Origin of the sequence: Pseudomonas sp. TH37 (assembly GCF_016650735.1) — a bacterium.
GTDB lineage: Bacteria > Pseudomonadota > Gammaproteobacteria > Pseudomonadales > Pseudomonadaceae > Aquipseudomonas > Aquipseudomonas farris.
The window spans coordinates 159680-184475 of record NZ_JAEKFD010000001.1; the positions used below are offsets into that span (position 1 = coordinate 159680).

The 24796-nt window shown below is 57.6% G+C and carries 29 protein-coding genes and 1 tRNA gene; 6 read left to right on the plus strand and 24 right to left on the minus strand.

The window, feature by feature from the left end; all coding sequences use genetic code 11:
• Position 1: 1 nt before the first annotated feature.
• Positions 2-427, plus strand: coding sequence for a hypothetical protein (locus JFU11_RS00640; RefSeq protein WP_201059314.1), 426 nt, complete (start codon positions 2-4; stop codon positions 425-427).
• Between the two features lie 137 nt (positions 428-564).
• On the opposite strand, the gene JFU11_RS00645 is transcribed toward JFU11_RS00640, so the two are convergent.
• The 9 genes from JFU11_RS00645 to JFU11_RS00680 form a co-directional block, all read right to left on the minus strand.
• Positions 565-930 (minus strand): hypothetical protein, encoded by a 366-nt coding sequence (locus JFU11_RS00645; protein WP_201059316.1) that lies wholly within the window; start codon positions 928-930, stop codon positions 565-567.
• 101 nt (positions 931-1031) lie between these two features.
• Positions 1032-1256 carry a hypothetical protein gene (locus tag JFU11_RS00650; RefSeq protein ID WP_038979875.1) on the minus strand — a complete coding sequence of 75 codons (225 nt, stop codon included), beginning with the start codon at positions 1254-1256 and terminating at the stop codon, positions 1032-1034.
• Positions 1257-1360: 104 nt separating this feature from the next.
• Positions 1361-1531, minus strand: a complete 171-nt coding sequence (locus JFU11_RS00655) for a hypothetical protein (RefSeq protein ID WP_167344811.1) — start codon at positions 1529-1531, stop codon at positions 1361-1363.
• A gap of 128 nt (positions 1532-1659) precedes the next feature.
• Complete coding sequence (locus JFU11_RS00660) at positions 1660-2085, minus strand: glycine zipper domain-containing protein (protein ID WP_201059318.1); 426 nt, start codon at positions 2083-2085, stop codon at positions 1660-1662.
• Between the two features lie 185 nt (positions 2086-2270).
• Positions 2271-2636, minus strand: coding sequence for a glycine zipper domain-containing protein (locus JFU11_RS00665; RefSeq protein WP_038979874.1), 366 nt, complete (start codon positions 2634-2636; stop codon positions 2271-2273).
• A gap of 348 nt (positions 2637-2984) precedes the next feature.
• On the minus strand, positions 2985-3179 hold the full coding sequence (locus JFU11_RS27985) for a hypothetical protein (RefSeq protein ID WP_008072999.1): 195 nt from the start codon (positions 3177-3179) through the stop codon (positions 2985-2987).
• Between the two features lie 220 nt (positions 3180-3399).
• On the minus strand, positions 3400-3720 hold the full coding sequence (locus JFU11_RS00670) for a YbjQ family protein (protein WP_007902143.1): 321 nt from the start codon (positions 3718-3720) through the stop codon (positions 3400-3402).
• 334 nt (positions 3721-4054) lie between these two features.
• A complete protein-coding gene (locus JFU11_RS00675; RefSeq protein WP_123720815.1) occupies positions 4055-4237 on the minus strand; it encodes a hypothetical protein in 183 nt (60 codons plus the stop codon).
• A 329-nt stretch (positions 4238-4566) separates the two neighbouring features.
• Positions 4567-4656: transfer RNA gene (locus tag JFU11_RS00680), tRNA-Ser, on the minus strand.
• Between the two features lie 308 nt (positions 4657-4964).
• Here JFU11_RS00680 and JFU11_RS00685 point away from each other — a divergent pair.
• The 3 genes from JFU11_RS00685 to JFU11_RS00695 all read left to right on the plus strand — a co-directional run bounded on the left by JFU11_RS00685 (position 4965) and on the right by JFU11_RS00695 (position 7708).
• On the plus strand, positions 4965-5654 hold the full coding sequence (locus JFU11_RS00685) for a crotonase/enoyl-CoA hydratase family protein (RefSeq protein ID WP_123720814.1): 690 nt from the start codon (positions 4965-4967) through the stop codon (positions 5652-5654).
• Positions 5655-5868: 214 nt separating this feature from the next.
• Complete coding sequence (locus JFU11_RS00690; RefSeq protein ID WP_038979796.1) at positions 5869-6591, plus strand: 1-acylglycerol-3-phosphate O-acyltransferase; 723 nt, start codon at positions 5869-5871, stop codon at positions 6589-6591.
• A 145-nt stretch (positions 6592-6736) separates the two neighbouring features.
• Entirely contained in the window at positions 6737-7708 is a 972-nt protein-coding gene (locus JFU11_RS00695; RefSeq protein WP_123720813.1) for a magnesium and cobalt transport protein CorA, read from the plus strand.
• Between the two features lie 109 nt (positions 7709-7817).
• Here JFU11_RS00695 and JFU11_RS00700 read toward each other — a convergent pair whose 3' ends face one another.
• The 3 genes from JFU11_RS00700 to JFU11_RS00710 form a co-directional block, all read right to left on the minus strand.
• The gene (locus tag JFU11_RS00700) at positions 7818-8552 is read right to left on the minus strand and encodes an amidotransferase (RefSeq protein WP_201059319.1); all 735 of its coding nucleotides are present in this window, start codon (positions 8550-8552) and stop codon (positions 7818-7820) included.
• Positions 8553-8647: 95 nt separating this feature from the next.
• Positions 8648-10792 (minus strand): 3-hydroxyacyl-CoA dehydrogenase NAD-binding domain-containing protein, encoded by a 2145-nt coding sequence (locus tag JFU11_RS00705; RefSeq protein ID WP_201059321.1) that lies wholly within the window; start codon positions 10790-10792, stop codon positions 8648-8650.
• Positions 10793-10830: 38 nt separating this feature from the next.
• On the minus strand, positions 10831-12036 hold the full coding sequence (locus JFU11_RS00710) for an acetyl-CoA C-acetyltransferase (protein ID WP_123720810.1): 1206 nt from the start codon (positions 12034-12036) through the stop codon (positions 10831-10833).
• 637 nt (positions 12037-12673) lie between these two features.
• Here JFU11_RS00710 and JFU11_RS00715 point away from each other — a divergent pair.
• Positions 12674-13501, plus strand: a complete 828-nt coding sequence (locus JFU11_RS00715; protein WP_123720809.1) for a cytochrome c — start codon at positions 12674-12676, stop codon at positions 13499-13501.
• A 168-nt stretch (positions 13502-13669) separates the two neighbouring features.
• Here JFU11_RS00715 and JFU11_RS00720 read toward each other — a convergent pair whose 3' ends face one another.
• The 10 genes from JFU11_RS00720 to JFU11_RS00765 all read right to left on the minus strand — a co-directional run bounded on the left by JFU11_RS00720 (position 13670) and on the right by JFU11_RS00765 (position 22828).
• Positions 13670-14479, minus strand: coding sequence for a transglutaminase family protein (locus JFU11_RS00720; protein WP_074874856.1), 810 nt, complete (start codon positions 14477-14479; stop codon positions 13670-13672).
• Positions 14476-15426: an alpha-E domain-containing protein gene (locus tag JFU11_RS00725; RefSeq protein WP_030131627.1), complete on the minus strand. Its 951-nt coding sequence runs from the start codon at positions 15424-15426 to the stop codon at positions 14476-14478. The genes JFU11_RS00720 and JFU11_RS00725 overlap by 4 nt, the downstream gene beginning before the upstream one ends.
• Before the next feature lie 12 nt (positions 15427-15438).
• On the minus strand, positions 15439-16848 hold the full coding sequence (locus JFU11_RS00730) for a circularly permuted type 2 ATP-grasp protein (protein ID WP_007902187.1): 1410 nt from the start codon (positions 16846-16848) through the stop codon (positions 15439-15441).
• A 504-nt stretch (positions 16849-17352) separates the two neighbouring features.
• Positions 17353-17694 (minus strand): ribonuclease E inhibitor RraB, encoded by a 342-nt coding sequence (locus tag JFU11_RS00735; protein ID WP_008005633.1) that lies wholly within the window; start codon positions 17692-17694, stop codon positions 17353-17355.
• Between the two features lie 215 nt (positions 17695-17909).
• Entirely contained in the window at positions 17910-18143 is a 234-nt protein-coding gene (locus JFU11_RS00740; protein ID WP_030131629.1) for a hypothetical protein, read from the minus strand.
• 165 nt (positions 18144-18308) lie between these two features.
• Positions 18309-19184, minus strand: coding sequence for a polyamine aminopropyltransferase (speE, locus tag JFU11_RS00745; protein WP_201059325.1), 876 nt, complete (start codon positions 19182-19184; stop codon positions 18309-18311).
• 261 nt (positions 19185-19445) lie between these two features.
• Positions 19446-19637: a PLDc N-terminal domain-containing protein gene (locus JFU11_RS00750; RefSeq protein WP_007902193.1), complete on the minus strand. Its 192-nt coding sequence runs from the start codon at positions 19635-19637 to the stop codon at positions 19446-19448.
• A gap of 83 nt (positions 19638-19720) precedes the next feature.
• Positions 19721-20251, minus strand: coding sequence for a hypothetical protein (locus JFU11_RS00755; protein ID WP_201059327.1), 531 nt, complete (start codon positions 20249-20251; stop codon positions 19721-19723).
• A gap of 121 nt (positions 20252-20372) precedes the next feature.
• On the minus strand, positions 20373-20891 hold the full coding sequence (locus JFU11_RS00760) for an ankyrin repeat domain-containing protein (RefSeq protein ID WP_007898805.1): 519 nt from the start codon (positions 20889-20891) through the stop codon (positions 20373-20375).
• A 98-nt stretch (positions 20892-20989) separates the two neighbouring features.
• Positions 20990-22828 (minus strand): long-chain-acyl-CoA synthetase, encoded by a 1839-nt coding sequence (locus JFU11_RS00765; RefSeq protein ID WP_201059328.1) that lies wholly within the window; start codon positions 22826-22828, stop codon positions 20990-20992.
• Between the two features lie 353 nt (positions 22829-23181).
• On the opposite strand from JFU11_RS00765, the gene JFU11_RS00770 reads away from it, so the two are divergent.
• On the plus strand, positions 23182-23460 hold the full coding sequence (locus JFU11_RS00770; protein WP_008005638.1) for a DUF3509 domain-containing protein: 279 nt from the start codon (positions 23182-23184) through the stop codon (positions 23458-23460).
• An 82-nt stretch (positions 23461-23542) separates the two neighbouring features.
• Here JFU11_RS00770 and mtnC read toward each other — a convergent pair whose 3' ends face one another.
• Positions 23543-24226: an acireductone synthase gene (mtnC, locus tag JFU11_RS00775; RefSeq protein ID WP_123720805.1), complete on the minus strand. Its 684-nt coding sequence runs from the start codon at positions 24224-24226 to the stop codon at positions 23543-23545.
• Positions 24227-24230: 4 nt separating this feature from the next.
• Positions 24231-24776 carry an acireductone dioxygenase gene (locus JFU11_RS00780; RefSeq protein ID WP_201059330.1) on the minus strand — a complete coding sequence of 182 codons (546 nt, stop codon included), beginning with the start codon at positions 24774-24776 and terminating at the stop codon, positions 24231-24233.
• Positions 24777-24796: the final 20 nt, after the last annotated feature.

A 24796-nucleotide genomic window follows, 5' to 3' on the forward strand; every position in this document is an offset into this window, starting at 1 on the left:
CATGAAAACAATAGAAATTTTAATAAACAATCATGGGATCATAGAAAGGGCCACAATCGAATGCGACAGAAAAAAACCGACACTCACATTCACGATGCAAAGTGGTTTAAAAAAAGTTTATACAGCCTATGACCTTTACGTATGCTTTGGCATGTTAAGAGCCGACTATCCTGAGATAAAATTTCTGTGCAAAGGAGCCAAATTAAATGTTCATCCTTCAAGAATGTCGTCCCAAATGTCTAGCGGCTTAGTCGCATACGAACTTAAACTTGGAAAACCTAGCGAAGAAGAGGACATAGTAAGAATTTTCGACTACGAAGACAAAAACATTACTAGCAACATTGAAGAGCAAAAAACCTTCTATAAAAACTGGATCGAGTCATTAATTATTACAACGCAAAAAAAACCTGAAGATAATACTCAATAAAACAACCAACAACATAGAATCATGAACTCACGTAACACGCTCATCGAGCAAATGCGTCAAGCATCAGTGACGCCTGTGAAAAGCATCCAAAGCCCAGCTCGACGCTGGGCTCAGTTGTACAGTAAAAAAACTCTGACTTAACCGCCAGAACCACCGGTTTTACCTCCACTTCCTACTCCACCACCGCTCTCATCAATTTTAAAATCACCTGATTCTCCAGACCCACTTCCAGAACCACTCCCCATCGAACTTCCATCGCTCATCGACCCACTTCCCTTCCCCGGGCTGGTGCTACTTCCATTGGCATCGCCGCCATTCCCACCACCAATGGTATCCGGTGGCGGCGCCTTTCCGTCCGAGGTACCCGCATTCATTTCCGAGTAAGGTGGCATCCCGCCCTTGTCGACCGGCGCATCGCGGCCGGAAGATTGAGCAAATGCCGCCAATGAACTGATCGACAATAAGCCGACCACCGTCAGGGTCGTCAGTTTTGACCTGATCATGGCGCACCTCCATTAAAGAGTGCTTTACCTGATGTCTGGCAGCGGTCGCTTTTTTAAGGTGCCGCACAATCGACGAGCGGCGATGGATCGCTGCGCAGGCTTCAGCTCGGTTCTCCCGATAGATCGTCACCGGCAATGTCCGGGTCATCGGGATTGGCCTCCACATCCCCGCGCTCCACATCATCGGTATCGGTGGGCACCTGCTCCACGCCGGTGTCGTCATCGTCGGGCGGGCGCTGATCGCGACTCAGGGAGTCGGTGGGTGAAGGCAGCGGATACTCGGGGGTATCGTCGTCGATATCAGAGTCTTTTGGATCAGCGTTCATAACGCACCTCTCAATGGACCTGAAAAGCAGATCCTGACATTTCGAGGACAACACGATAGACGCGGTTCGATCAGAGGGACGATCGGTTGGCCCGCCCCCCCCTGTCACTCGTCGTCTTCCTCGTCGTATTCGTCGTACTCGATATTGCCCACATCGCCTGCGTCATCGGCATCGTTGAGCGGCACCGTGGCGTCGTCCATCAGAGACCCCGGATCTTCGTTGCCAGGATCGTTGATCGGACCTTCATCTTCCATGCCTTCGGTTTCCGGAGTCATGACATGCCTCAAAACGTTCAGGGGTGTATGAAGTTCGAGGCGTCCTACGGGCAAACGTTCCAGAGTCCTACTAACAGAAACGAAAAACCCGGCACTGGGCCGGGTTTCTACTGTCACTCGATGTCGAGTTAGCGATGCTTGTACTTATTTTTATGCTTGTGTTTGTGATTGCCGCCACCGGAATGCGAGCTGCCGCTGTCATTACCCAGGTTGCTGCCCACCGCGCCACCGGCTGCACCGCCCACGCCAGCACCAATGGTCGAGCCGGTAGAGCCGCCCAGGCTATTGCCGATCACTGAGCCGCCCGCCGCGCCAATACCGCCGCCAACGGCCGCTTCTGTTCGACTGCCCTTGCGCGCACCGACCGCGCTGCCTGCCGCACCGCCGACGCCAGCGCCCACCGCTGCTCCCGTGCTGCCGCCTAGTTGACCGCCGACGACGTTACCCAGCGCGCCACCAAGACCACCGCCCACTGCAGCGGTGCCGTCACCGGCAGCCATTGCACCCTGAGCAACCAAAAGTCCCAAAACCACCGTGGACAATGTCAAACGCATGATATGAACCTCTAATTTCCGCATCGGGGGAAGATCGTGCCGCGGATAGGCCTCAGCCTGGCATCTGCGTCTGTTGAACAGCAAATCAGATACCGACTGTAAGAGATTTGAGCCATATACGGGAGAAACGTTCCAAAACGAAAAAGCCCGGCATCGAGCCGGGCTTTTTCAGCGGATCATTAGGATCAGTGGCGCTTTTTGGACAGATTGCTGCCCACGCCGCCGCCCAATGCACCACCCAGGCCGGCGCCGATGGTGGAACCTGTCTTGCCGCCCAGGCTATTGCCGATCACCGAACCGCCCGCCGCGCCCACACCGCCGCCGATGGCCGCTTTGGTGCGGCTGCCTTTGCGTGCTGCAACAGCACTGCCGGCTGCGCCCGCTACGCCAGCACCAATCGCTGCACCTGTGCTGCCGCCCATTTTCTGACCGACCACATTACCCAGTGCGCCACCCAGACCACCACCGAGCGCGGCAGTGCCATCACCGGCAGCCATCGCACCTTGAGCAACCAAAAGGCCCAAAACCAGGGCAGGCAGTGTCAAACGCATAACGAGAACCTCAAAAAAGGGGGAAACCGAAAGGCCGGAGATTGAATGCTTTAGAGGAGGCAAAGTCCAGACACAAACACGGAACAACCTCGTCATTGGCGACGGTTGGACAGCATTTATGGAAAAGGTTTTATGACAGGCAAAAAAAAGCCCGCTGGGGAGACGGGCCAGGGTACTGCTTTCTAACGGATGAGCTGAGACTACGTAGGCAGGTGTGAAAAGTTTGTGAAAAAAAACTAGCGCTCGTAAAGTTTGTAGGACGTTTTCCCGCATTGCCGCCAAGCCACGCTTTCTACCCTTCAAAAACAAGAAACCCCGCTCAATGGCGGGGCTCGTACGAGTCACTGTTTACTTCCTGGAAGGCGCACCCAGCTTGGGCATGAATTTCGACTTCGGCCCTCGAGTTCGAGGCACTGTAGATTTGATTTTGTTGATTTTGATACGGTCTTCACCAAAGCTCGGCACATAGTCCGTCTGACCACACTGCACGCAATTATTGATTGGAAACTCCGCCCCGTCGTCTTCGATATACGGCTCAGTCATATCTTCGCTCCTATCAACGGGTCGATACCGGCAAGCCCTATTTGCCTGAAAAATATCGACCACCCAGGATTTTGAGACTAGTCGGTCATTCCCGGACTTGTGATTCAGATTGTTACGTGCCCGACGAATGGCCAGCGCTTGCTTCCTACAAAATCAGATGGCGAATAAACAGAACGCGCACGCCCTTGGCACGGTGCCCTCAAGATTTTTTGACGCCAACTTACCTCAGTTTGACCGCCGTCCCGGTCACAAACACCACCACCATTCCCCCCTTGCCGGCCGGCATGCTGATCTCATAATCGAGCCCTACCACTGCATCCGCCTGAAGCGCCCGCGCCCGCTCCTTGATCTCGTCGGTCGCCTGAATCCGCGCGTCCTTCAATGCCCGCTCCAACGTTTGAGAGCGCCCACCGAAAAAATCCCGCATGCCAGCGAACAGATCGCGGATCACGTTAACGCCTTGCACCGACTCAGCGCTGACGATGTCCAGGTAAGCGGTGATTTGCCGACCTTCGATGGTGTGGGTTGTGGTGGTGATCATGAAATGTCCTTGTTCAGAGCTGTCGTCGCCAGGGTGAAACGACGGGGAAAACGGCGCGAGAATTGAGTATAGAGATCGATTACCGTCGAGGGGGTTGGCAGTCTAACAGGAGGGCGGAATACGCCTGAAACGCGGCTTTGGGGGCAGCTTGAAAAGGTCGTACCCGAAAAGCAGTTAAGTCCTACATATCGTTCGGAAGCCGCTCCCCGTTCGCGCATTGCTCTGGTTTGGAGCGGGAGCGTATTGTCTGGACGTTGCCTAAATAGTGGTTCGGATTTGGCGACTCGACGATAAATTTGCAGAAGCCTCCAGGTTGGGACTGGTGCCTGAAGTATTAGAGCAGCTTGATCAACACCGCAGTAACGGTAGCTACCGTACCAATCAACCCAATAGCAACGGCCACTGGATACCAAAAAGTATCACGGGTCATCTTGCCGGCCTCGGCGTTCAGCTTGCGCTGTTCAGCGATCAGTTTGACGATCTCCACATGAACCTTTTCCAGCTCTGCCTGTTTCATGGTCATTTCCTGCATAACGTGCGCACGTCCGTTCCGGATAATGGGGGCGTCATTTGCGCTGCCCTTTGATTCATTTTGCACCCTGGAGGCGCAAAACAAATACCCTTCCCGAGATGGCTCATGTGAGGTGCTGAAACCTATGGAAGCACCCAACTGCCTAGCTTTCCAGCATTACTTCCCACACGCCTAGCACTTGTCCTACATCATTTTCGGACGCGTCTTTGCTGATGCGCCTGAGCCAGCGGCAGCCATGATTGAAAAATCCAGACACCAGAAACCACAAAACCCCTGACTTCTCTCGAAATCAGGGGTTTTGGTTACATCGAATTTGGCGGTGAAGGAGAGATTCGAACTCTCGATACAATTTCTTGTATACACACTTTCCAGGCGTGCTCCTTAAGCCACTCGGACACTTCACCGTATCTCTTCAAACATGTTCTGTCTGTCGAGGCGCGCTAATGTAGTCGAAAGCTTTTCTTATGGCAAACATTTTTTTCAGAATTTTCATGCGGTTAACGCCGTTATCCGTTTCGTGCCGTTCAAGGGCATGGCAAACCTGCCAATCTCCGGCTTCGCCTTTCCTTCTATATAGAAGCCAATGCGCGGCGGACGTGGCTGACTACGGCTGGCGGGCGGCGAAAGGGTGACTGGCGAGTCAGTCACGGCGCTTTACCTGGCCTACGGCGGTGGGTAACGTCTGCCCTACTTTATTAGAAGGATTGGCGTCATGAGTGAGTTGATTTCTTACCATCTCGAAGACGGTATCGCGACCCTGACCTTGAGTAATGGCAAGGTCAATGCCATCTCGCCGGATGTGATTGTTGCGTTTAACGCTGCGCTGGATCGAGCGGTGGCGGATCGGGCGGTGGTGATCATTACCAGTCAGCCAGGTATTTTTTCGGGTGGCTATGACTTGAAGGTGATGACGGCCGGCCCTAAAGAGGCTGTGGCACTGGTGGCTGCCGGTTCGACCCTGGCTCGTCGTCTGCTGTCACACCCGTTCCCGGTGGTTGTGGCCTGCCCTGGGCATGCGGTGGCCAAGGGTGCGTTTATTCTGTTGTCGGCTGACTATCGCATTGGTGTCGATGGCCCGTTCAGCATTGGTCTGAACGAAGTGCAGATCGGTATGACCATGCACCACGCCGGTATCGAGCTGGCGCGTGATCGTCTGCGCAAGTCGGCGTTTCATCGTGCGGTGATCAATGCCGAGATGTTCAATCCGCAGAGTGCTGTGGATGCCGGTTTCCTTGATGTGGTGGTGTCGGCCGAAGAGCTGCAAGGCGCGGCGCTGGCAGCGGCTCGTCAGTTGAAGAAGCTCAACATGATCGCCCACAAGAACACCAAGCTGAAAGTGCGCAAGGCGCTGCTGGAGACACTGGACAACGCGATCATCCTGGATCAGGAGCATATGGGTTAAGCCCTAACGCGTTGCACCGAAAAGCCCGACCGTCGTGTCGGGCTTTTTCTTGCGTGTTTGGTTTAGAACCTTACAACCGCTCTAGACCGCATCTGACCCATAAGTCGGAAACATGCGCTCAAACATCGGCTATCTCCCACTTCTATAGCGGCAATTGCCGAAAACAGTGCACATCCGTACACTGCGCCACCTTTTGTCCCGGTGGGCCCTTTAAATGCTGTTTGTGTTTCGTATGTTATTGATGGGCTTGCACTTTATTCTGGCCGGCGTGCTTGGAGTGATCCTCGGTCTATGCCGGCCGTTTAATCCGGACAACAGCCGTTTATGCGCACGTCTGTACGCGTGGCCGGCGATGTGCATTTTGCGTTTGCGGGTGAAGGCTGACGTCGGGCCATTGATGGCTAAGCCTGACAGTTGCGTGATCATTGCCAACCACCAGTCCAACTACGATCTGTTTGTGTTCGGCAACGTGGTGCCCCGCCGCACCGTGTGTATCGGCAAGAAAAGCCTGAAGTGGGTGCCACTGTTCGGGCAGTTGTTCTGGCTGGCCGGCAATGTGTTGATTGACCGCGGCAATGCGCACAAGGCACGCCAGTCGATGCTGACCACTACTCGCACCTTGCAGCATGAAGACACCTCGATCTGGGTCTTCCCGGAAGGCACGCGCAACCTCGGCGAAGAGCTGCTGCCGTTCAAGAAAGGCGCGTTCCAGATGGCTATTGCCGCGGGTGTGCCAATCGTGCCGGTGTGTGTCAGCAGTTACGTTAAACACATGCGATTGAACCGCTGGCGCAGTGGGAAAATTCTGATCCGTTCGCTGCCGGCGATTCCTACGGCTGGATTGAGTCTGGATGACATGCCGATGCTGATCGCCCAGTGCCGCGAGCAGATGCGCGAGTGCATCGACTCGATGGATCGGCAACTGCAAGCTGCCTGAAAGAAACCCGCCCTGTGCGGGTTTTCTTTTGCCTGCGAACTCTACAGATTTTGCTGACTCTCAAGCAGCAGACAAGGTTAAGCTGAATCCTGCCTGGCACCGCCAGTCTTTACAGAAAACGGCTAATAAGAAGTGAATCACCATCATGGGTAGAGTCGTTGCTGCTGCGGTTTACAGCGCCGGTAAGAAAGTCACCAATATCACCCTCGACGAAGGCGCTGCCTGGGCTGCCAAGCCTGGCCACTTTGTGTGGATTGGCCTCGAAGAGCCGAACGCCCAGGAGCTGTTCAACCTGCAACGCCAGTTCAACCTGCACGAACTGGCCATCGAAGACGCCCTGGAAAAACACAGCCGACCGAAGCTGGAAACATTCGGCGACGCACTGTTTATCGTCACTTACTCGCCGATCCGCAATGAAGGCAAACTGGAGTTCATCGAGACTCATATCTTCGCCGGCAAGGGTTACATCATTACCGCTCGTAATGGTCACTCGGCGTCCTACGCCTATGTCCGACAGCGTTGTGAGGCGCGGCCGCTGTTGTTGGAGCATGGGGAAGATTTCGTACTTTATGCCATCCTCGACTTCGTGATTGAAAACTACCAGCCGATGGGCGAAGCGATCCATGCCGAGATCGATGAGCTGGAACAAAACGTTATGTGCGGCTCCCTGAACGAGCGCGACATCCAGAAACTCCACAGCCTGCGCCGCGATGTATTGCGATTGCGCCGGTATGCGGCGCCGATGGTGGAGATCGGTGAAGAGTTGCAGAAACTGAGCTTTCCATTCATAGACAAGAACATGCGCCCGTATTTTCGCGATGTGCAGATACATGTCACGCGGCAGATGGAAGACCTGACGACTCTGGCGGACATTGCCAGCCAGACCATCGAGGTCGGGGTGTTGCTGGAGGCGTCACGGCAGAGCGTGGTGCAGCGCAAGTTTGCGGCATGGGCGGCGATTCTGGCGTTCCCGACGGCGGTGGCCGGGATCTACGGGATGAACTTCCAGAACATGCCGGAGTTGAGTTGGCATTACGGCTATTTCGGGGTATTGGGGTTTATTACCGTTGGATGCGTCGGTTTGTGGGCGAGCTTCAAGCGGTCGGGGTGGTTGTAGTCAGTACCGAGTCGTCTGCGAAAATCGCGAGCCGGCTCGCTCCCACAGGGTTTCGGCGTACCTGTACAAGGAGCGAGCGGTGCGGCGATCCGACTTGCCCGCGAAGCTTTTAAGGCTTAACCGACTCACCCTCAGGCTTGTGCGCCACAAACCGCATCATCCACTCTGCGACGGTAGTGCCGTGATGCTCGTATTCAAGACTCGCCATACCTTTCGAATAAATCTGCTCGCCCAGCGCTTCCTGACGAATATCCAACAATGCCCGTGAGTAATCGTGAATGAACTCCGGATGCCCCTGGAAGCACAGCACTTGATCGTTGATGTGGTACGCGGCGAACGGGCAGAAATCGCTCGAGGCGATGACCGTAGCGTTTTCCGGTAGCGCGGTGACCTGATCCTGGTGGCTGATCAGCAGCGTCAGCTCTTCCCTCAGCGGGCTCATCCATGGCGCCTTGGCCGCGAGTTTGTAGTTGTGGGTGCCGACGCCCCAACCCTGGGTCGCCCGCTCGCTCTTACCACCCAACAACAGCGCCAGCAATTGATGACCGAAGCACACGCCCAACAGTTTGTCGCCGCGTTCGTACCGGTTCAGCAGGTACGTCTTGAGGGTTTGAATCCACGGGTCGGTGCCGAAGGAATCGGCCTTGCTGCCGGTGACCAGATACGCATCGAAGGTCAGGTCATCGCTGGGATAATCGCCCTGCATCACGTTGTACACGGTGAACTCGGCAGCGATGGGCTGCTGCGAAAACAGACGCTGGAACATCTGCCCGTAACCCTGATATTGATCGACCAGTTCCGGACGCAGGATGTCGGTTTCCAGAATGCAGATGCGTAACGACATAAAAAATACCTGACACATGAAGGGAATAATGCACACCCCAGAGCCTGCCTTGAAACACAGTGGCAAGGCAAGTCCCGGAGCGCGTCATCGGTCCCTTAGAACAGCGCGTTTTTGGCGGCTTTCTCCAGCAGCAGCGCAGGCGGTGTGAAGCGCTCGCCGTACTGCTCAGCCAGGTACTGGGCGCGGGCGACGAAGTCTTTCACGCCGTACTGGTTGATGAACTGCAGCGCACCGCCGGTCCAGGCCGCGAAGCCGATGCCGAAGATCGAGCCAACGTTGGCATCCGCCGTCGAGGTCAGCACACCCTCTTCCATACAGCGCACGGTTTCGATGGCTTGTACGAACAACAGTCGATCGCGTATGTCCTTCGACGAAATCTGCCCATCAGCTTTCTCGAAACGGCTTTTCAGCTCTGGCCACAAATGCTTCTGCCCTGTGGCCGGGTAATCGTAGAAACCACCTCCAGCGGCCTTGCCCGGACGCTTGTATTCCTTGAGCAACAAGTCAATCACGGCGAACGCCGGGTGCTCAATCAGGTTTTTCCCTTCTGCTCGCAGGTCTTTGGCGGTTTGCTCGCGGATATGGCTCATGAGGCTGAGGGAAACTTCGTCGGAGATCGCCAGAGGTCCGACAGGCATGCCGGCCTTGCGCGCTTCGGTCTCGATCATCGGCGCGCTCACACCTTCGCCGAGCATGGCGATGCCTTCGTTGGTGAAGGTGCCGAACACCCGCGAGGTAAAGAAGCCGCGGCTGTCGTTGACCACGATCGGGGTTTTCTTGATTTGCAGGACGAAATCGAATCCGCGAGCCAGGGTTTCGTCGCTGGTATGGACGCCCTTGATGATTTCCACCAGCGGCATTTTCTCCACGGGACTGAAGAAATGCAGGCCGATGAATTTCGTCTGGTCCGGCACGGCGGTGGCCAGGCCACTGATCGGCAAGGTCGAGGTGTTGGAGGCGATGACCGCGTCCGGGCCGACGACTGTTTGCGCAGCCGATGAGACCTTGGCCTTCAGTTCGCGATCCTCAAACACCGCTTCAATAATCAGATCGCAACCCGCCAGGTCCGCATCGTTTTCGGTGGCATGGATTCGCGCCAAAATCTCTTGGCGCTGCTCCCGGGTTAACTGACCACGCGCCACTTTCTTGTCCAGCAACGCCGCCGAGTGGGCCTTACCCTTCTCTGCCGAGGCGAGGTTGATGTCTTTGAGCACCACATCGATGCTGGCTGATGCGCTGACAAACGCGATACCTGCGCCCATCATCCCGGCGCCAAGCACGCCGACTTTCTTCGTCACATAAGGCGCTATGCCTTGGGGCCGCGAGCCGCCGGCATTGATCTCATTGAGCTGAAACCAGAACGTGCCAATGAGGTTTTTCGACACCTGGCCGGTGGTCAGCTCGGTGAAGTAGCGGGTTTCGATCAGGTGCGCCGTGTCGAAATCCACTTGGGCGCCTTCCACCGCAGCACAGAGGATTTTCTCTGGCGCGGGCAGGCAGCCCTGGGTTTTGCTGCGCAGGATCGATGGCGTGATAGCAAGCATCGGCGCGAGCTTCGGATCCGACGGCGTGCCGCCAGGAATCTGATAACCCTTCACGTCCCAGCGCTGCACAGCGACCGGGTGAGCGACAATCCATGCCCGCGCCTTGGCCATCAGCTCATCGCGATCGGCTGCCAACTCGTCGATCAACCGCGCCTGTAACGCCTGTTGCGGCCGGATTTTCTTGCCTTCAAGCAGATACGGCAGGGCTTTTTCAATGCCCAGCATGCGGACCATGCGCACTACCCCGCCGCCGCCCGGCAACAGGCCGAGGGTGACTTCCGGCAGGCCCAGCAGCACCGACTGATTGTCCAGCGCGACGCGGTGATGACAGGCCAGACAGATTTCCCAACCGCCACCGAGCGCCGCGCCGTTAATGGCGGCGACCACCGGTTTGCCAAGGGTTTCCAGGGTGCGCAGTTGGCCCTTGAGTGTCAGCACCATGTCGTAAAAGGCTTTGGCTTCGGGTTTGCCGACCTTGATCAGTTCATTGAGGTCGCCTCCGGCGAAGAAGGTCTTCTTGGCCGAGGTGATGATCACGCCGGCAATGGCGTCCTTGTCAGCGACCAGTCGGGCGACGCAGGTGGCCATGGCGTCGCGGTAGACCGCGTTCATGGTGTTGGCACTCTGGCCCGGCATGTCGATGGTCAGGACGACAATCTGGTCCTGACCCTTTTCGTAACGGATGGCTTGGGTCATGGCAATTTTCCTTGAGTCGGATTTTCTTAAAGTCAGGCTCAGAGGCGTTCGATGATGGTGGCAATGCCCATACCGCCGCCGACACACAATGTCGCCAGGCCATAGCGCAGGCGCCGGGTTTCCAGTTCATCGAGCAGCGTGCCGAGAATCGCGCAGCCGGTGGCGCCGAGCGGGTGGCCCATGGCGATGGAGCCACCGTTGACGTTGACCTTGTCGGGGTCGATGGCCATGTCCTTGATGAACTTGAGCACCACCGAAGCGAACGCTTCGTTGACTTCGAACAGGTCGATGTCTTCGACCCGCAGCCCGGCCTTGGCCAGCGCCTTGCGCGTGGCCGGCGCCGGGCCGGTGAGCATGATGGTCGGGTCGGTGCTGGTGACCGCCGTGGCGACGATTCGCGCCCGTGGCTGCAAGCCCAGCGCCCGGCCCTTGGCCTCGGAGCCGATCAGCATCAGCGCCGCGCCATCGACGATCCCGGAACTGTTGCCCGGCGTGTGAACGTGGTTGATCCGCTCGATCTGGCTGTAAACCCGCAATGCCGTGGCGTCGAAGCCCATTTGCCCGATCATTTCGAAACTTGGCTTGAGCTTGCCCAGGCCTTCCATCGTCGATTCGGCGCGAATGAACTCATCGTGATCCAGCAGGATGATGCCGTTCTGATCCTGCACCGGCACCAGCGACTTATTGAACGAACCGTCCGCCCGCGCCCGCGCCGCCTTCTGTTGGGAGTGCAACGCGAAGGTATCAACGTCCTGACGGCTGAAACCTTCAATCGTGGCGATCAGGTCCGCACCCACGCCCTGAGGCGTGAAGTGGTTGTGCAAATTGGTTTCCGGGTCCAGCGCCCAGGCCCCGCCGTCGCTGCCCATGGGCACGCGGGACATCGATTCGACGCCACCGACCACCACCAGGTCTTCGAAACCGGAACGCACTTTCATCGCACCGAGGTTCACCGCTTCCAGCCCCGACGCGCAGAAGCGATTGAGCTGCATCCCGGCCACGCTGACGTCCCAATCGGCCACCTGTGTGGCGGTCTTGGCGATGTCGGAGCCCTGATCGCCGATTGGCGTCACACAGCCGAGCACCACATCATCGACCTGACTGGTGTCCAGGGACGTGCGCTGCTGCAGCGCCGTCAGCAGCCCGGCCACCAGATTCACTGGCTTGACGCTGTGCAAGGCGCCATTGGCCTTGCCTTTGCCACGGGGGGTGCGTAACGCGTCGAATATCAAAGCTTGGGTCATGACGTCCTCGAAACCTGAGGGTGAATGAAGATCAAAAGATCGCAGCCTGCGGCAGCTCCTACGGGAGACCGTGTGACCTGATCTTTATGCCCTCACCTTATGCCGAGCAGCCGTGGATTCAATGACCACAGCGCTCATTGGCGTTGACGGTCACGCTCAGACGAACGGTAGTCTGCTATCGGATAAACCGATTCAAGTCACCAAGCTGTCTAGCAAACGGGCGCCCAAGAAGCTGGCCATAGGCCTCATGCCTTTTTAAAAGCGATGAGTGCTCAGCACATACGAAATGGATCTAAGCCAATCGTGACGCGGGCCCTAAGGTAAACCTGTACGAAGTTGTCGTCGGGTTTTGCCGAGGCACTCGTCATACAAGGAAGTGCAGCGCTCTGCCGTCATGGAGATAGGCAGGCAGGCATCAGGAAATAACAAAAAAGGCGGTCAAGCCATGTTCAAGCATTCGAAAGTTCGTCAAGCCGGGCTCATTCTATTTGCCACTACACTGTTGTTGATTTTGCCGAACCTGACCAAGGTGATTGGCTGATCGAACATCAGGGTTTTCATTTCGCCTGATAAAAATGTGATTGGCTCGCTACCCGGGTCAGCGTGGCTGTGCCAACCTTTGCGGCACTTCCACGACATGGACGGCGATCACTTGAAAGCGCTCACTCTATTTGGGGCCTTGCTGCTCAGCATGCCTCTGTCTGCCGCACAGCTGAATCTGGAGCTAGGCGCGAGTTCTCGCACCTGGCAGACCGAGCAATTGCTCAAGCATCCTCAGGTTCAGACCATCACGATCACCAACGACGTTTCCTACAAACGGGACATGAGCTATCGCGCCGTGCCGTTGGCGGCGTTGTTGACGGGCATCAAGCCTGACGATCATCTGCAAGCCGTTGCCCTGGACGGTTTTGCCGCCGAACTGGCTGCCGCGCCGTTGCTCAATACCCAGGGCGCGCGGGCCTGGCTGGCAATTGAAGACCCGGCCAAGCCATGGCCAGCATTGTCCGAGGGCAAGCACAGTGCCGGGCCGTTTTATCTGGTCTGGACCGATCCACAAGCGGGCAATATCAGCCCCGAGCAATGGCCGTTCGAAGTAGCGAGCATCAAGCGCATGGCCCCGGTGGCCGAGCGCTTCCCTGCCCTGCTGCCCGATCCTGCGCTGAAGGCGGACGATCCGGTGAACAAGGGCTTTGCGCTATTTCAGAAAAACTGCCTGGCCTGTCATCGATTGAATGGCGCGGGAGATGCGCAGTTCGGGCCGGACCTGAATATTCCGTTCAACCCGACCGAGTATTTCGGCGCGGATTTCCTCAAGCGCTACATTCGTGATCCGCAGAGCTTGCGCCAGTGGCCACAGGCGAAGATGCCGGCGTTCGCGACGACGGTGTTGCCGGAGGGGGATCTGGAGTTGTTGGTGGGGTATTTGAAGCATATGGCGGGGCGGAAGGTGTCTTCAGCCAAGTAAATAACCCCTGTGGCGAGGGGGCTTGCCCCCGTTCGGCTGCGCAGCAGACGCAAACCGCCTGACGCGATCTATCTGGCGGATCGAGGAGGCAGATTTCAGGGCCGCTTCGCGACCCAACGGGGGCAAGCCCCCTCGCCACAGATAAGCCCTAACCACAGTGAATCGCTGCTACTGCTGCTGGACGGAGATCACCGGCGCAGGCGTCGGAGAAACAAACACCTTCGCATGCATCTGCTCGCACCCACCACCACGGCGCATGCCGCGCACCGGGCAGGCGTCGAGGTAATCCAGACCCACGGCCAGTTTCAGGTGACGCTCCGGGCGGGCCAGTTCGTTGGTCACGTCGAAGCTGTACCAGGCGTCATCCAGCCAGGCTTCAGCCCAGGCGTGACTGGCCAGGTGTTCGCTGTTCTCGCTGTACAAATACCCCGATACATAACGCGAAGGAATGCCCAGGCTGCGGGCGCAGGCGAGGAACGCATGGGTGTGGTCCTGGCAGACCCCGGAACGCCCGGCGAAAGCCTGGGCGGCGCTGGTGTCCACTTCGGTGGAACCCGGCGTGTAGGTCATGTGCTGGTTCAGGCCATGCATCAAATCGATCAGCGCCGTACGATCCCGGCGTTGTTTACAGGCCTTCTCGGCAAATGCGCGCAGCGCTTCGTCGGCTTCGGTCAGGCGCGTGAAGCGCAGGAACGGCAGCGCCGACTGGCTTTCATGCTCGGCTTCGCGCAGTTCGTCGATGTCCACCTGCCCTCGGGCGCCGATGATGATTGCCTCGTGGGGCTCGTCCATGGTTAGCACGTGCAGGATGTTGCCGAACGGATCGAGTTGCGCGCGCACCGGGCGTGGCAGGTCGAGCTGCCAGCTGAGCACGTGTTGGCGCTCGCTGTCGTGGGGGGTCAGTCGCAGGTACTGGATGCTCGCCCGCACCTGATCTTCGTAGTGATAGGTGGTCTCGTGGCTAATGGAAAGTCTCATGCAGCCTCCAGGTAGGAACTGTGTATGGCGTTGCCCAACTGGCGTACCAGCGGGATGAACTCGGTCAGCCAGGCGTGCAGGCCTTCGTCGAGAATTTCGTTGATACCGGTGTAGCGCAGGCGTGCGTCCATTTCCGCGGCCAGGCGTTGCGCGGGACGGCCATTGGCCCCCGGCAATTGGGCGAGGATCTGGTCGATTTCTTCGGTACAGGCGCGCAGGGATCGCGGCACGTCGGCGCGCAGCAGCAACAACTCGGCCACGTGCCGGGCGCCGGGGGCGTCGCGGTAAATCTCGGTGTAAGCCTCAAACGACGACAAGGCCCGCAGCAAGGCGCTCCACTGGTAATAGGCGTGAGCCGTGCCGTCGCTGACTGCTTCGGCCTGATCGCCGGCCATTTCGTAACGGGCGTCGAGCAGGCGCAAAGTGTTGTCAGCCCTTTCGATAAAGGTACCCAGACGAATGAAGCGGAACGCGTCGTTACGCATAATGGTGCCGTAGGACGCGCCGCGGAACAGGTGGGAACGTTCCTTGATCCACTCACAGAAACGGCTCATGCCGTAGCGACTCAAGCCTTGCTCGGCGATCCCGCGAATCTCCAGCCAGGTAGAGTTGATGTTTTCCCACATGTCGGCGGTGATTCGCCCACGCACCGCATGGGCGCTGGCTCGCGCGGCACCGAGGCAGCTGTAGATGCTCGCCGGGTTGGCCGCATCCAAGGCGAAAAAATGCAGCAGCCGTTCGGCATGCAGATCGCCGTGACGCTCCAGGTAATCGTCCAGAGTACCGGTGATCAGCAACGGCATGGCGAGTTCGTGCAAGCCGTCGCCACGACCGTCCTGAGGCATCAGTGACAGCGAATAACTGATGTCGAGCATCCGTGCGAGGTTTTCGGCCCGCTCCAGGTAACGCGACATCCAATACAGATCCGAGGCAGTTCTACTTAACATGGCAGGCTTCCTTCAATCCTCGACCACCCAGGTGTCCTTGGTTCCGCCGCCCTGGGATGAGTTCACCACCAGGGAGCCTTCGCGCAAGGCGACACGGGTCAAACCGCCGGGCACTACCCGGGTTTCGCGGCCAGACAATACAAACGGACGCAGGTCGATATGGCGTGGAGCGATGCCGTTTTCGACAAAGGTCGGACAGGTCGATAAAGACAACGTCGGTTGGGCGATGTACGCGTGGGGCTTGGCTTTGATCCGCTCGCGGAAAGATTCGATTTCCGCCGCCGTCGCCGCCGGCCCCACCAGCATTCCATAACCGCCGGAGCCTTGGGTTTCCTTGACTACCAGCTCTGGAAGATTGGCCAGCACGTGGGACAGTTCAGAGGGATTACGACACTGCCATGTAGGCACGTTCTTCAGGATCGGCTCTTCATCCAGGTAGAAACGAATCATGTCCGTGACGAAGGGATACACCGATTTGTCGTCCGCGACCCCGGTGCCGATGGCATTCGCCAGCACCACGTTGCCGGAGCGGTAGGACGACAGCAGGCCTGGAACACCAAGCATCGAGTCCGGGTTGAACGCCAATGGATCAAGGAAGGCATCGTCGAGGCGTCGGTAGATCACGTCGACGGCTTTCGGCCCGTCCGTGGTGCGCATGAACACCTTGTCATCGCGCACGAACAGGTCCGCGCCTTCCACCAGTTCAACACCCATTTCCCGGGCCAGAAACGCATGCTCGAAAAACGCGCTGTTGAAGCGTCCTGGCGTTAGTACCACCACGCTCGGGTTGTCGATCGGGCTGGAGCTTTTCAGGGTGTCGAGCAACAGGTTCGGATAGTGGTCGATCGGTGCAATGCGCTGGGCCGCGAACAACTCGGGGAACAATCGCATCATCATCTTGCGGTCTTCGAGCATGTAGCTCACGCCGCTGGGTGTACGAAGATTGTCTTCGAGCACGTAGTACGTGCCGTCGCCATCGCGCACCAGGTCGACGCCGGAAATGTGCGAATAGATATCGCGGTGCAGGTCCAGCCCTTGCATCGCCAACTGGTATTGCTCGTTGGCCAGCACTTGCTCGGCCGGGATGATGCCGGCCTTGATGATGCGCTGCTCGTGATAGAGGTCGGCAAGGAACATGTTCAATGCCTTGACCCGCTGAATGCAGCCGCGCTCGACGACCCGCCATTCACTGGCGGGGATACTGCGGGGAATGGTGTCAAAGGGAATCAGGCGCTCTGTCCCCTGCTCATCACCATAGAGCGTGAATGTAATCCCGGCACGATGAAATAACAGATCGGCCTCGCGTCGCCGTTGTGCCAAAAGCTCGTCAGGCGTTTCGGCCAGCCAACGGGCGAACTCCCGATAATGCGGGCGGACCTGGCCGCCGGCATCGTACATCTCATCAAAATAGGTGCGGATCATGCCGTACTCCTTGTCACCCGGACATCCAAGCCTTCGCAAGGCCCGTGCCATCGGCATAAACGCTTTGATATCAATCAGTTGGATAATGGCGCTGCATGCACCGCACCAATCCTGTGCGGTAAATGCCCCAACCTGATCGCCCCCGCTTCATGGCGAAGCAATGCTGTCGCCTATCTGCAGCATAGTCAGAGTTGATTTCACTGCCCGGGGGGCGATGCGGATAATCGGCGCATTCGCTGGAAAGATGACCGAACACTTGCCGAAACTCCCTTTTAGCCGCCCGTTCAGGTGGCTTTTTTTTGCGTTTTTGAAACGTTATGAATCAAAAACACGATCAAGAGATCGCAGCCTCGTTTCACTCGACAGCTCCTACAGGAGAACGCATTCCAATGTAGGAGCTGTCGAGTGAAACGAGGCTGCGATCTTTGGCCTTTTCAAACCGCGAAAACGAAAACGGCCAACCCAAAGGTCAGCCGTTGCTGAGTGTTGTCACTGTTCATAAAGTTATGCGAGTAGCCCTCGTACCTCCTGCTTGACGCCCCATCCTTCGATGATACCGCCCAGAGGCTCGACCACCGCCTCAAAGTCCTGCTCAAAGTCGCCGATCCCGTCGTAGGTGGCGTACATCACTTTGCTCAGTTCCAGATGCCACGCGCCGTCGTCGCGCACGCTGATCTGGGCATTCAAGGATTCACCACTGAAATGACCTGCCGCCCTGCGTGCCCGCTCCTCGTCCGGAAAAATGGCGTAGAACTCGATGGGATGGAATCGTGAAAAGTCGAAACCGCCTTCTTTCATGCGGCGCAGCACGCTGCTGCTGATGTCTTCTTGATAGGCTGTGCTCATGAAACGTCCCCCTCAGACTGATGGATAGACTTTCCGTATTCCCTGCACTTTCAACCGATTGGTGAGAGCGATACGGCAACAGAGGTTGCCGACGGGAAACAAGCATGTAGCTGACAAGACCAGACCTTAGCGAGTCATTCGCTGATCTCGCTTGCAGAGTAGCCCCAAGATAGAGCTGCTGCCAAGGTCTGGTTGTGAATGTGACAAGAGGTGTATCAGATCGGGGTAATACTGATGATTTCAATGCTGTTCTGGGATTTCAGGCTTTTGACGGTCGGATCATCGGTACGACCCTCCAGATCATTGAGATCCAGTTCGGCAGCGACAGGCAGGCGCCGGGCGCGAATGAGTTTGGCGGCTTGCTCGCTGTTCGGGCATTCCTCGCACTCGAAGAGTTCGTCCACTGTTTCACCGTGATCATCCACGAAAGTGATTTTCCACTTTTGCATCGGTGCCTCCTCGATAAAACCCATGGATGGGCTTACTTCTATCTGGACTTTTGCCCGAAGTGATCGTTCAAACGGATTACCGCTTGGCTTGCCGGCATGAAAAAAAACACAGAAAACCTGTGTAGGAGCGAAGCTTGCTCGCTCCTACACGGTTATATGTTCATTTTAGTCGTTGCTGGGTTTGTTCACCGCTTGCAGAACGTATTGCGGCAAGGCGAAGGCACCGATGTGGATTTCCGGGTTGTAGTAGCGGGTGATGATGCCGCTGCCGGCGAACCGCTGTTGCAGGGTTTCGCGGGACAATTTGCGATAGGCGGTATTGGCTGCGCCCCAAGCGAAGGTCATCGCGCCGCCGATGTAGGTCGGCACGGCCGCCTGATAGAAGTGCCAGTCCGGAAACAGGCTGCGCAGACGGCCGGCGGTGGTTTTGACTTCTTCTATCTGCATGAACGGCGTGCCGTTCTGGGTCACCAGGATGCCGCCTTCGTTCAGGCAGCGACGGCAAGCCTGGTAGAAGTTCTCGGAGAACAGCACTTCGCCCGGGCCGATCGGGTCGGTGGAGTCGGAAATGATCACGTCGAACTTTTCAGTGGTGGTAGCGACGAAACGCATGCCGTCGTCGATCATCAGGTTCAGGCGTGGATCATCGAACGCACCTTTGGAGTGGTTCGGCAGGAATTCCTTGCACATGTCGACCACGGTGCCGTCGATCTCGACCATGGTGATGTGCTCGATGCTGCGGTGCTTGGCCACTTCACGCAGCATGCCGCCGTCGCCGCCGCCAATGATCAGTACGCGCTTGGCGGTGCCATGGGCGAGGATCGGCACGTGGGTGAGCATTTCGTGGTAAATGAATTCGTCGGCTTCGGTGGTCTGGATCACGCCGTCCAGCGCCATTACCCGGCCCATGCGCGGGTTCTCGAAGATCACCAGGTGCTGGTGTTCGGTGCGCACTTCGTGCAGCAGTTTTTCCATGCGAAAACGCTGGCCATAGCCTTCGTAGAGGGTTTCCAGGTACTCGCTGGTTGGAGTATTGCTCATGGGAAGTGCTCCGTGAATGCGGGTGGCAACGGACGGTTACCCGCCCATGACGGCCAATTGATCGCCTCGATCGACCGGGAAAGACGCGCATTCTATGTCGCGGAATATGACAGGTCGAACGTCACTGATGGTTCAACACAATCCTCTGTGGGAGCTGGCTTGCCTGCGATAGGAGCGCTGCAGTGAATCTGACTGACCGCAGCGCCTGCATCGCGGGCAAGCCACGCTCCCACAGGTTCCGTGTTGCTTGCACGAAACCGATCAGATCCGGACGTTGCCCCTTGGTCCGGCGATGGCCCAGATGATCAGGCCCAGGACCGGCAGCAGGAGGATCAATAGCACCCAGATGATTTTCATCCCGGTTTCGGCGCCACTTTTAAGCACGTTGATGATGGCCCAGATATCCAGGGCAAGAATAATCAGACCGACCAGGCTGTTGAACGTGGAACCCATGGTGACGCTCCCGAAGAGTGGTATGCACTCTTAGGATAGACGGGCCTTGCGAGGGTTCCGTTTTATTACCGTCGTAGACGGTTTCAGACGTGGATCGCCACTTTCAGGGCTTCCAGAGAGGGCGCGGCGGCGATGCCGACTTCGGCGCACAATTCAAGAACCCGTGGCACGTCGTTACCGTAGACCAGCACCACTTGCAGTTCGTCATCGAGCAACTGGCTGAAGTTCATCAGCGTGTAACCGCCGTTTTCCTTGTTCATGCTGCTCATCTGCACCTGAATGCGATTGAGCGCCGTCAGGGCTTCGGTCTTGGCCAGTTGCTTGGGTTTGATGTTGAAATCGACACCAGGGCCGAACGAAGCGACGATCTGCGCAAACAGGTCCATGTAGGTGTCAGCCTGGAACAGCACGGTTTCCGGCAAGCTGCCGACGACCACCCACTCACCCAACGAGATCGGGAAGGTTTCGTCGTAGTTGATGTCCGGATTGGCCGCCAGAAAAGCCTCGGGATCGGCGTAGGCCTGAGCCGCTTCGTCAGCGACTTTCAGAATTTCGTCATCGCTCATGCACCCGGAGCTGATTTTGCTGATGAGTTCGACGAGTGCGGCTTTCATGAGGTGGATCCTGTAGCGAGGGAGATTTGAGGGCGCGAAGGATAGCGCATTAACGGATGAAATGCGGACCTGTGGCGAGGGGGCAAGCCCCCTCGCCACAAAAGCCCCGCAGCCACAGAGATCAGGCCAGGAGTTTCTGCAATTGTGCGGTGGTATCCACCGCGCCCATGGTTTTGGCCGCGTCCAGCGCGGACACACCGTTGGCATCCTTGGCTTTCGGATCGGCGCCTTTGCTGATCAGGTAGTCGACGATTTCGACGCGGTTGAACATTGCCGCCATCATCAACGCAGTGCGACCGTCGAAGGACGAACCTTCCACTTGCGCGCCACCTTCCACCAACGCCTTGACCACCGCCAGATCACCCTTGAATGCTGCACCGGCAATCGGGCTTTGGCCGTTGTCGTTGCGGATTTCAGGATCGGCCTTGTGCTCAAGCAGGACTTTTACCGTCTCGACATGGCCGTGGTACGCCGCGAGCATCAGCAAGGTGTCGCCCTTGTGGTTGCGCAGGTTCGGCGGTAAGCCCTTGGTCAGCAGCGCAGCCATCATGGCCGCATCGCCCTCGCGCGCTTTGTTGAACACCTGTTCGGCAAATTCAGCAGCTTCTTCGGGCGTCATCTGGCGGCTTTTGTCTGACATTGGGGGACTCCACATTCGGTCAATCGGAAAAGCCGATAGTTTCCCGAGCGCTCCGGAACCTGTCACTTCTTTTTTCTCATGAGAGGCCATAGCCACATTCAATAGCGGTACTTACCGTCTTGAATATCCGCCAGTACCCGCTCGGTGACTTGCACGTAAGTCTGGGTACCCGGCAACCAGGCGTAGATCGGGTCATCGCCGGTTTTGTTCGGGTCGAAGGCTTCATCCTTGAGTCGGGTTTTCTGGTATTTGAAGGTCCCGGTGGTCTCCATTTTCACTTTCACCCGTAGGAAAAGTGGCACCGCATAGGCAGGCATTTGCTGCTTGGCGAAAGCCAGCAACTCGCTGAAGTCCAGGGTCGCCAGGGATTCGGCCGGCGTGATTGCCGCCATCCCTGCCCTCCCATTGGTGTTGTGGATTTCCACGCCATAGGCCACGGCTTCGGCGATCTGCGGGTGTTGCAAGAGGATGTTTTCGACCTCGGTGGTCGAGACGTTTTCACCCTTCCAGCGGTAGGTGTCGCCCAAGCGATCGACAAACTGCGCGTGGCCAAACCCGATATTGCGCAGCAGGTCACCGGTATTGAAGTAACGGTCGCCCTTCTTGAACACGTCGTGGAGCACGACTTTTGCGGTCTTCTGCGGATCGGTATAGCCGTCCAGCGGCGCCTTGTCGTCGATCCTCGCCAGCAGCAAACCCTGCTCGCCCTTGGCCACTTTTCGGATGAAGCCCTTGGCATCTCGCGTAGGTGCGCCGCTGTCGTGGTCGTACGCCACCAGTTCCCAGGACATCAGGGAAAAACCGATGGTGTTGTCGAAGTTGAGGATGTTGGTGAAGCCGATATTGCCGTCGCTGGCGGCGTACAGCTCGCAGATATGGTCAACGGCAAAACGCGTCTTGAACTCGCTCCACGCGCCGGGGCGCAGACCATTGCCGATCATCTTCGTCACGCTGTGCCGACTGTCGTCGACGCTGCGCGGTTGATCCACCAGGTAGCGGCACAATTCGCCGACGTAACCGAGGGTGGTCGCCCGGTACTTGCGCACGTCACTCCAGAACTGGCTGGCGCTGAACTTGCGGCGGATGGCAAACCCCGACGCCCCACTGATTGCCGAGCCCCAGCACACGCAGAGCCCGGTGGCGTGGTACAGCGGCAAGGTGCAATAGACGATGTCCTGCGGCTGCATGTCCAGGGCAATCAGCCCGAAGCTGGCGGAGCTGCGCATCCAGCGGCCGTGCTTGAACACCCCGGCTTTGGGCAACCCGGTGGTGCCCGAGGTGTAAATGTAGAAACAAGGATCGTCGAGAAAAACCTGCTGGCTGCTGACGGGGTTATCGCTGCATGCTTCGGTGCTGACCGTCATCAGGTTGATGAAGCCATCGGGCGAATTGCCCGGATCGCGATAAGTGTCTTGATCGGCGACAAACCAGGTGCGCGCTGAGTCGATGGACACCCGTTCGCGGACCGCATTGAAGGCTGGAACCAGCTCTTCTCCGACCACGATCGCCACCGGCGCCACCAGGTTCAGGCTATGGGCCAGGGTATCGCGGGTCTGGGACGTATTGAGCAAGGCACTGATCGCGCCGACCTTGGCCACCGCCAATATCGTCACCAGCAGTTCCGGACGGTTTTCGATAAAGATCGCCACCACATCGCCCTTGCCGATGCCTTGGGCTATCAAGTGATGGGCGACGCGATTGGCCCACTGATTGACCTGTGCATAAGTGAGCGCTACCTCGCCCTGCAGCAAGGCCGGGCCATCGGGATTACGCAATGTCGCCTGCTCGAAGCTCCAGCCAAGGCCGCACGGTTGGGTCGGGTCCTTGACGTTGGCGGCTTTCATGCCCTTCACCACGCGGGGAATGGCTTTGGCAATGGAAGGCAGCTTGCGGAGCATCATGCCCCAGGTGATCGTGTCGTTCAGCGTGCGGCTCATGATGCTCCCGTTCGATCTTCTTATTGTCGGGTGGCGTTGATTGAGGCCGAAAATACGTCAGCGGTTCTTGAGCTGTACACGCAGTTTTTGAAATGTTTTGTATCCGCAGCCGAAGCGTTCGGACCAGACATCGAAAAGCGGAACTCTGGCGTTGTAATTGGTTCCATCGAGCCGATGCCGACCACGCAAAATGCAGGATGCACGATGGCCATTCATGCAGATTGCACGAAAGCATATAAACGCCAAAAGACTAACTTATTGATTTATATGAATTTTTAAAAAATCAGGGGCTGGCACAATCACTGCAACTACCTCTCCATGTTGCCCTTCAAGCACAAACGGAGCTGATAGACATGAGCCTGATCCAGGAAAAATTTTCGTCGCTGTTCTCCAACTTCGAAGTGACCACCCAGCCACGGCCTGACGGCGGCATTCTGCTGACCCTGCGCAGTACGGACGGCAAAGTCTTCAAACGTTCGATTTCCTACCAGCAATTACATGCCGGCGATCAGCTGTCGTGGGTGATCAGCGCGATTCGCCGTGACATCGCCGAACAGGCCAGCGAACTGCCGCAGATCTCCATGCTGCAAAGCCAGCAACGGTTCGCCCTGCCGACCTATCACTCGGTTTAAACGCTACAAACAAACAGGCCGTGAGAGCTTTCGCTTCACGGCCTGAGTTGTTTCTGCGGTTGCGCAATCCCTGTTATGTGGTTTACAGGGCAGAAGGATTGATCCGCGCAAAGCTGTCGACGGTCACATGCCCTGCCAGTTCCCCGCCCTCACGGGCCAGGCCACAGGTTGCCATGCCGGCAGTGCGCGCCGCGTCCAGCTCTTGAACAATGTCGGACAGAAACAGAATCTGCGAAGCCTCGACGCCAATTGCCTGGGTGATGCGCTCGTAGGACTGCGCTTCACGCTTGGGCCCTGAGGTGGTGTCGAAATAGCCGCTGAACAGTGGCGACAAATCCCCCGCGTCCGAGCAACCGAAGATCAGTTTTTGCGCCTGAATCGAGCCCGAGGAATACACAAACAGTTGATAGCCTTCCTGATGCCAGCGCTTGAGCGCTTCGACGGCATCCGGGTACACGTGGCCTTTCAACTGCCCGGCCTGATAACCCTGCTCCCAGACCATGCCTTGCAACGCCTTGAGCGGCGTGGCCTTGCGGTCTTCGGCGATCCAGCCCAAGAGAATTTCGATGACCCGTTCGACGTCGGCTTGCGGCTCACCGCTGTCACGCCGAACAGCGGTGAGCTGCTCGGCAACGTCGGCGCGTTCGGCGTTTTCGCGAACGAAATCCGGCAGGTGTTTGGCCGCGTAGGGAAATAGCACGTCGAACACAAAACTCACCGCACTGGTGGTGCCTTCGATGTCGGTGAGAATCGCTTTGATCGGCATCGACTCAGTCCTCGAGACGCGGGAAGCGGCTGGCGATGTCGTCGCCGGTGAAACTGGCCACCCAGCCTTCGGGGTTGTTGAACAGTCGGATTGCGACGAAATGCGGATGCTCGCCCATGTCGAACCAGTGCGGCGTACCGGCCGGCACCGAGATCAGGTCGTTTTTCTCGCAGAGCACGGCGTAGACGTAATCGCCGATGTGCAGGGTGAACAAGCCACGGCCGGCGACGAAAAATCGTACTTCGTCTTCAGCATGGCGGTGTTCATCGAGGAACTTGGCGCGCAACTCGGCTTTTTGCGGGTGATCGCTGTTCAGGCTGATCACGTCGACAGTGACGTAACCGCGCTCGGTCATCAGCTTGTCGATTTGCTCCTGGTACGCGGCGATCACTTCTTCCTGGCTGGCACCGGGCTGGATTTTCGCCGTGGCCTGCCAACGGTCGAAGCGCACGCCCTGCTCGGCCAGGGTCGAGGCGATGTCCTCGAGGTGGGTCAGGACTTTGTTCGGTATTTCAGGGCTGGAGACGTGATAAACGGACAGGCTGCTCATCTGGGCAACTCCTTAACGGT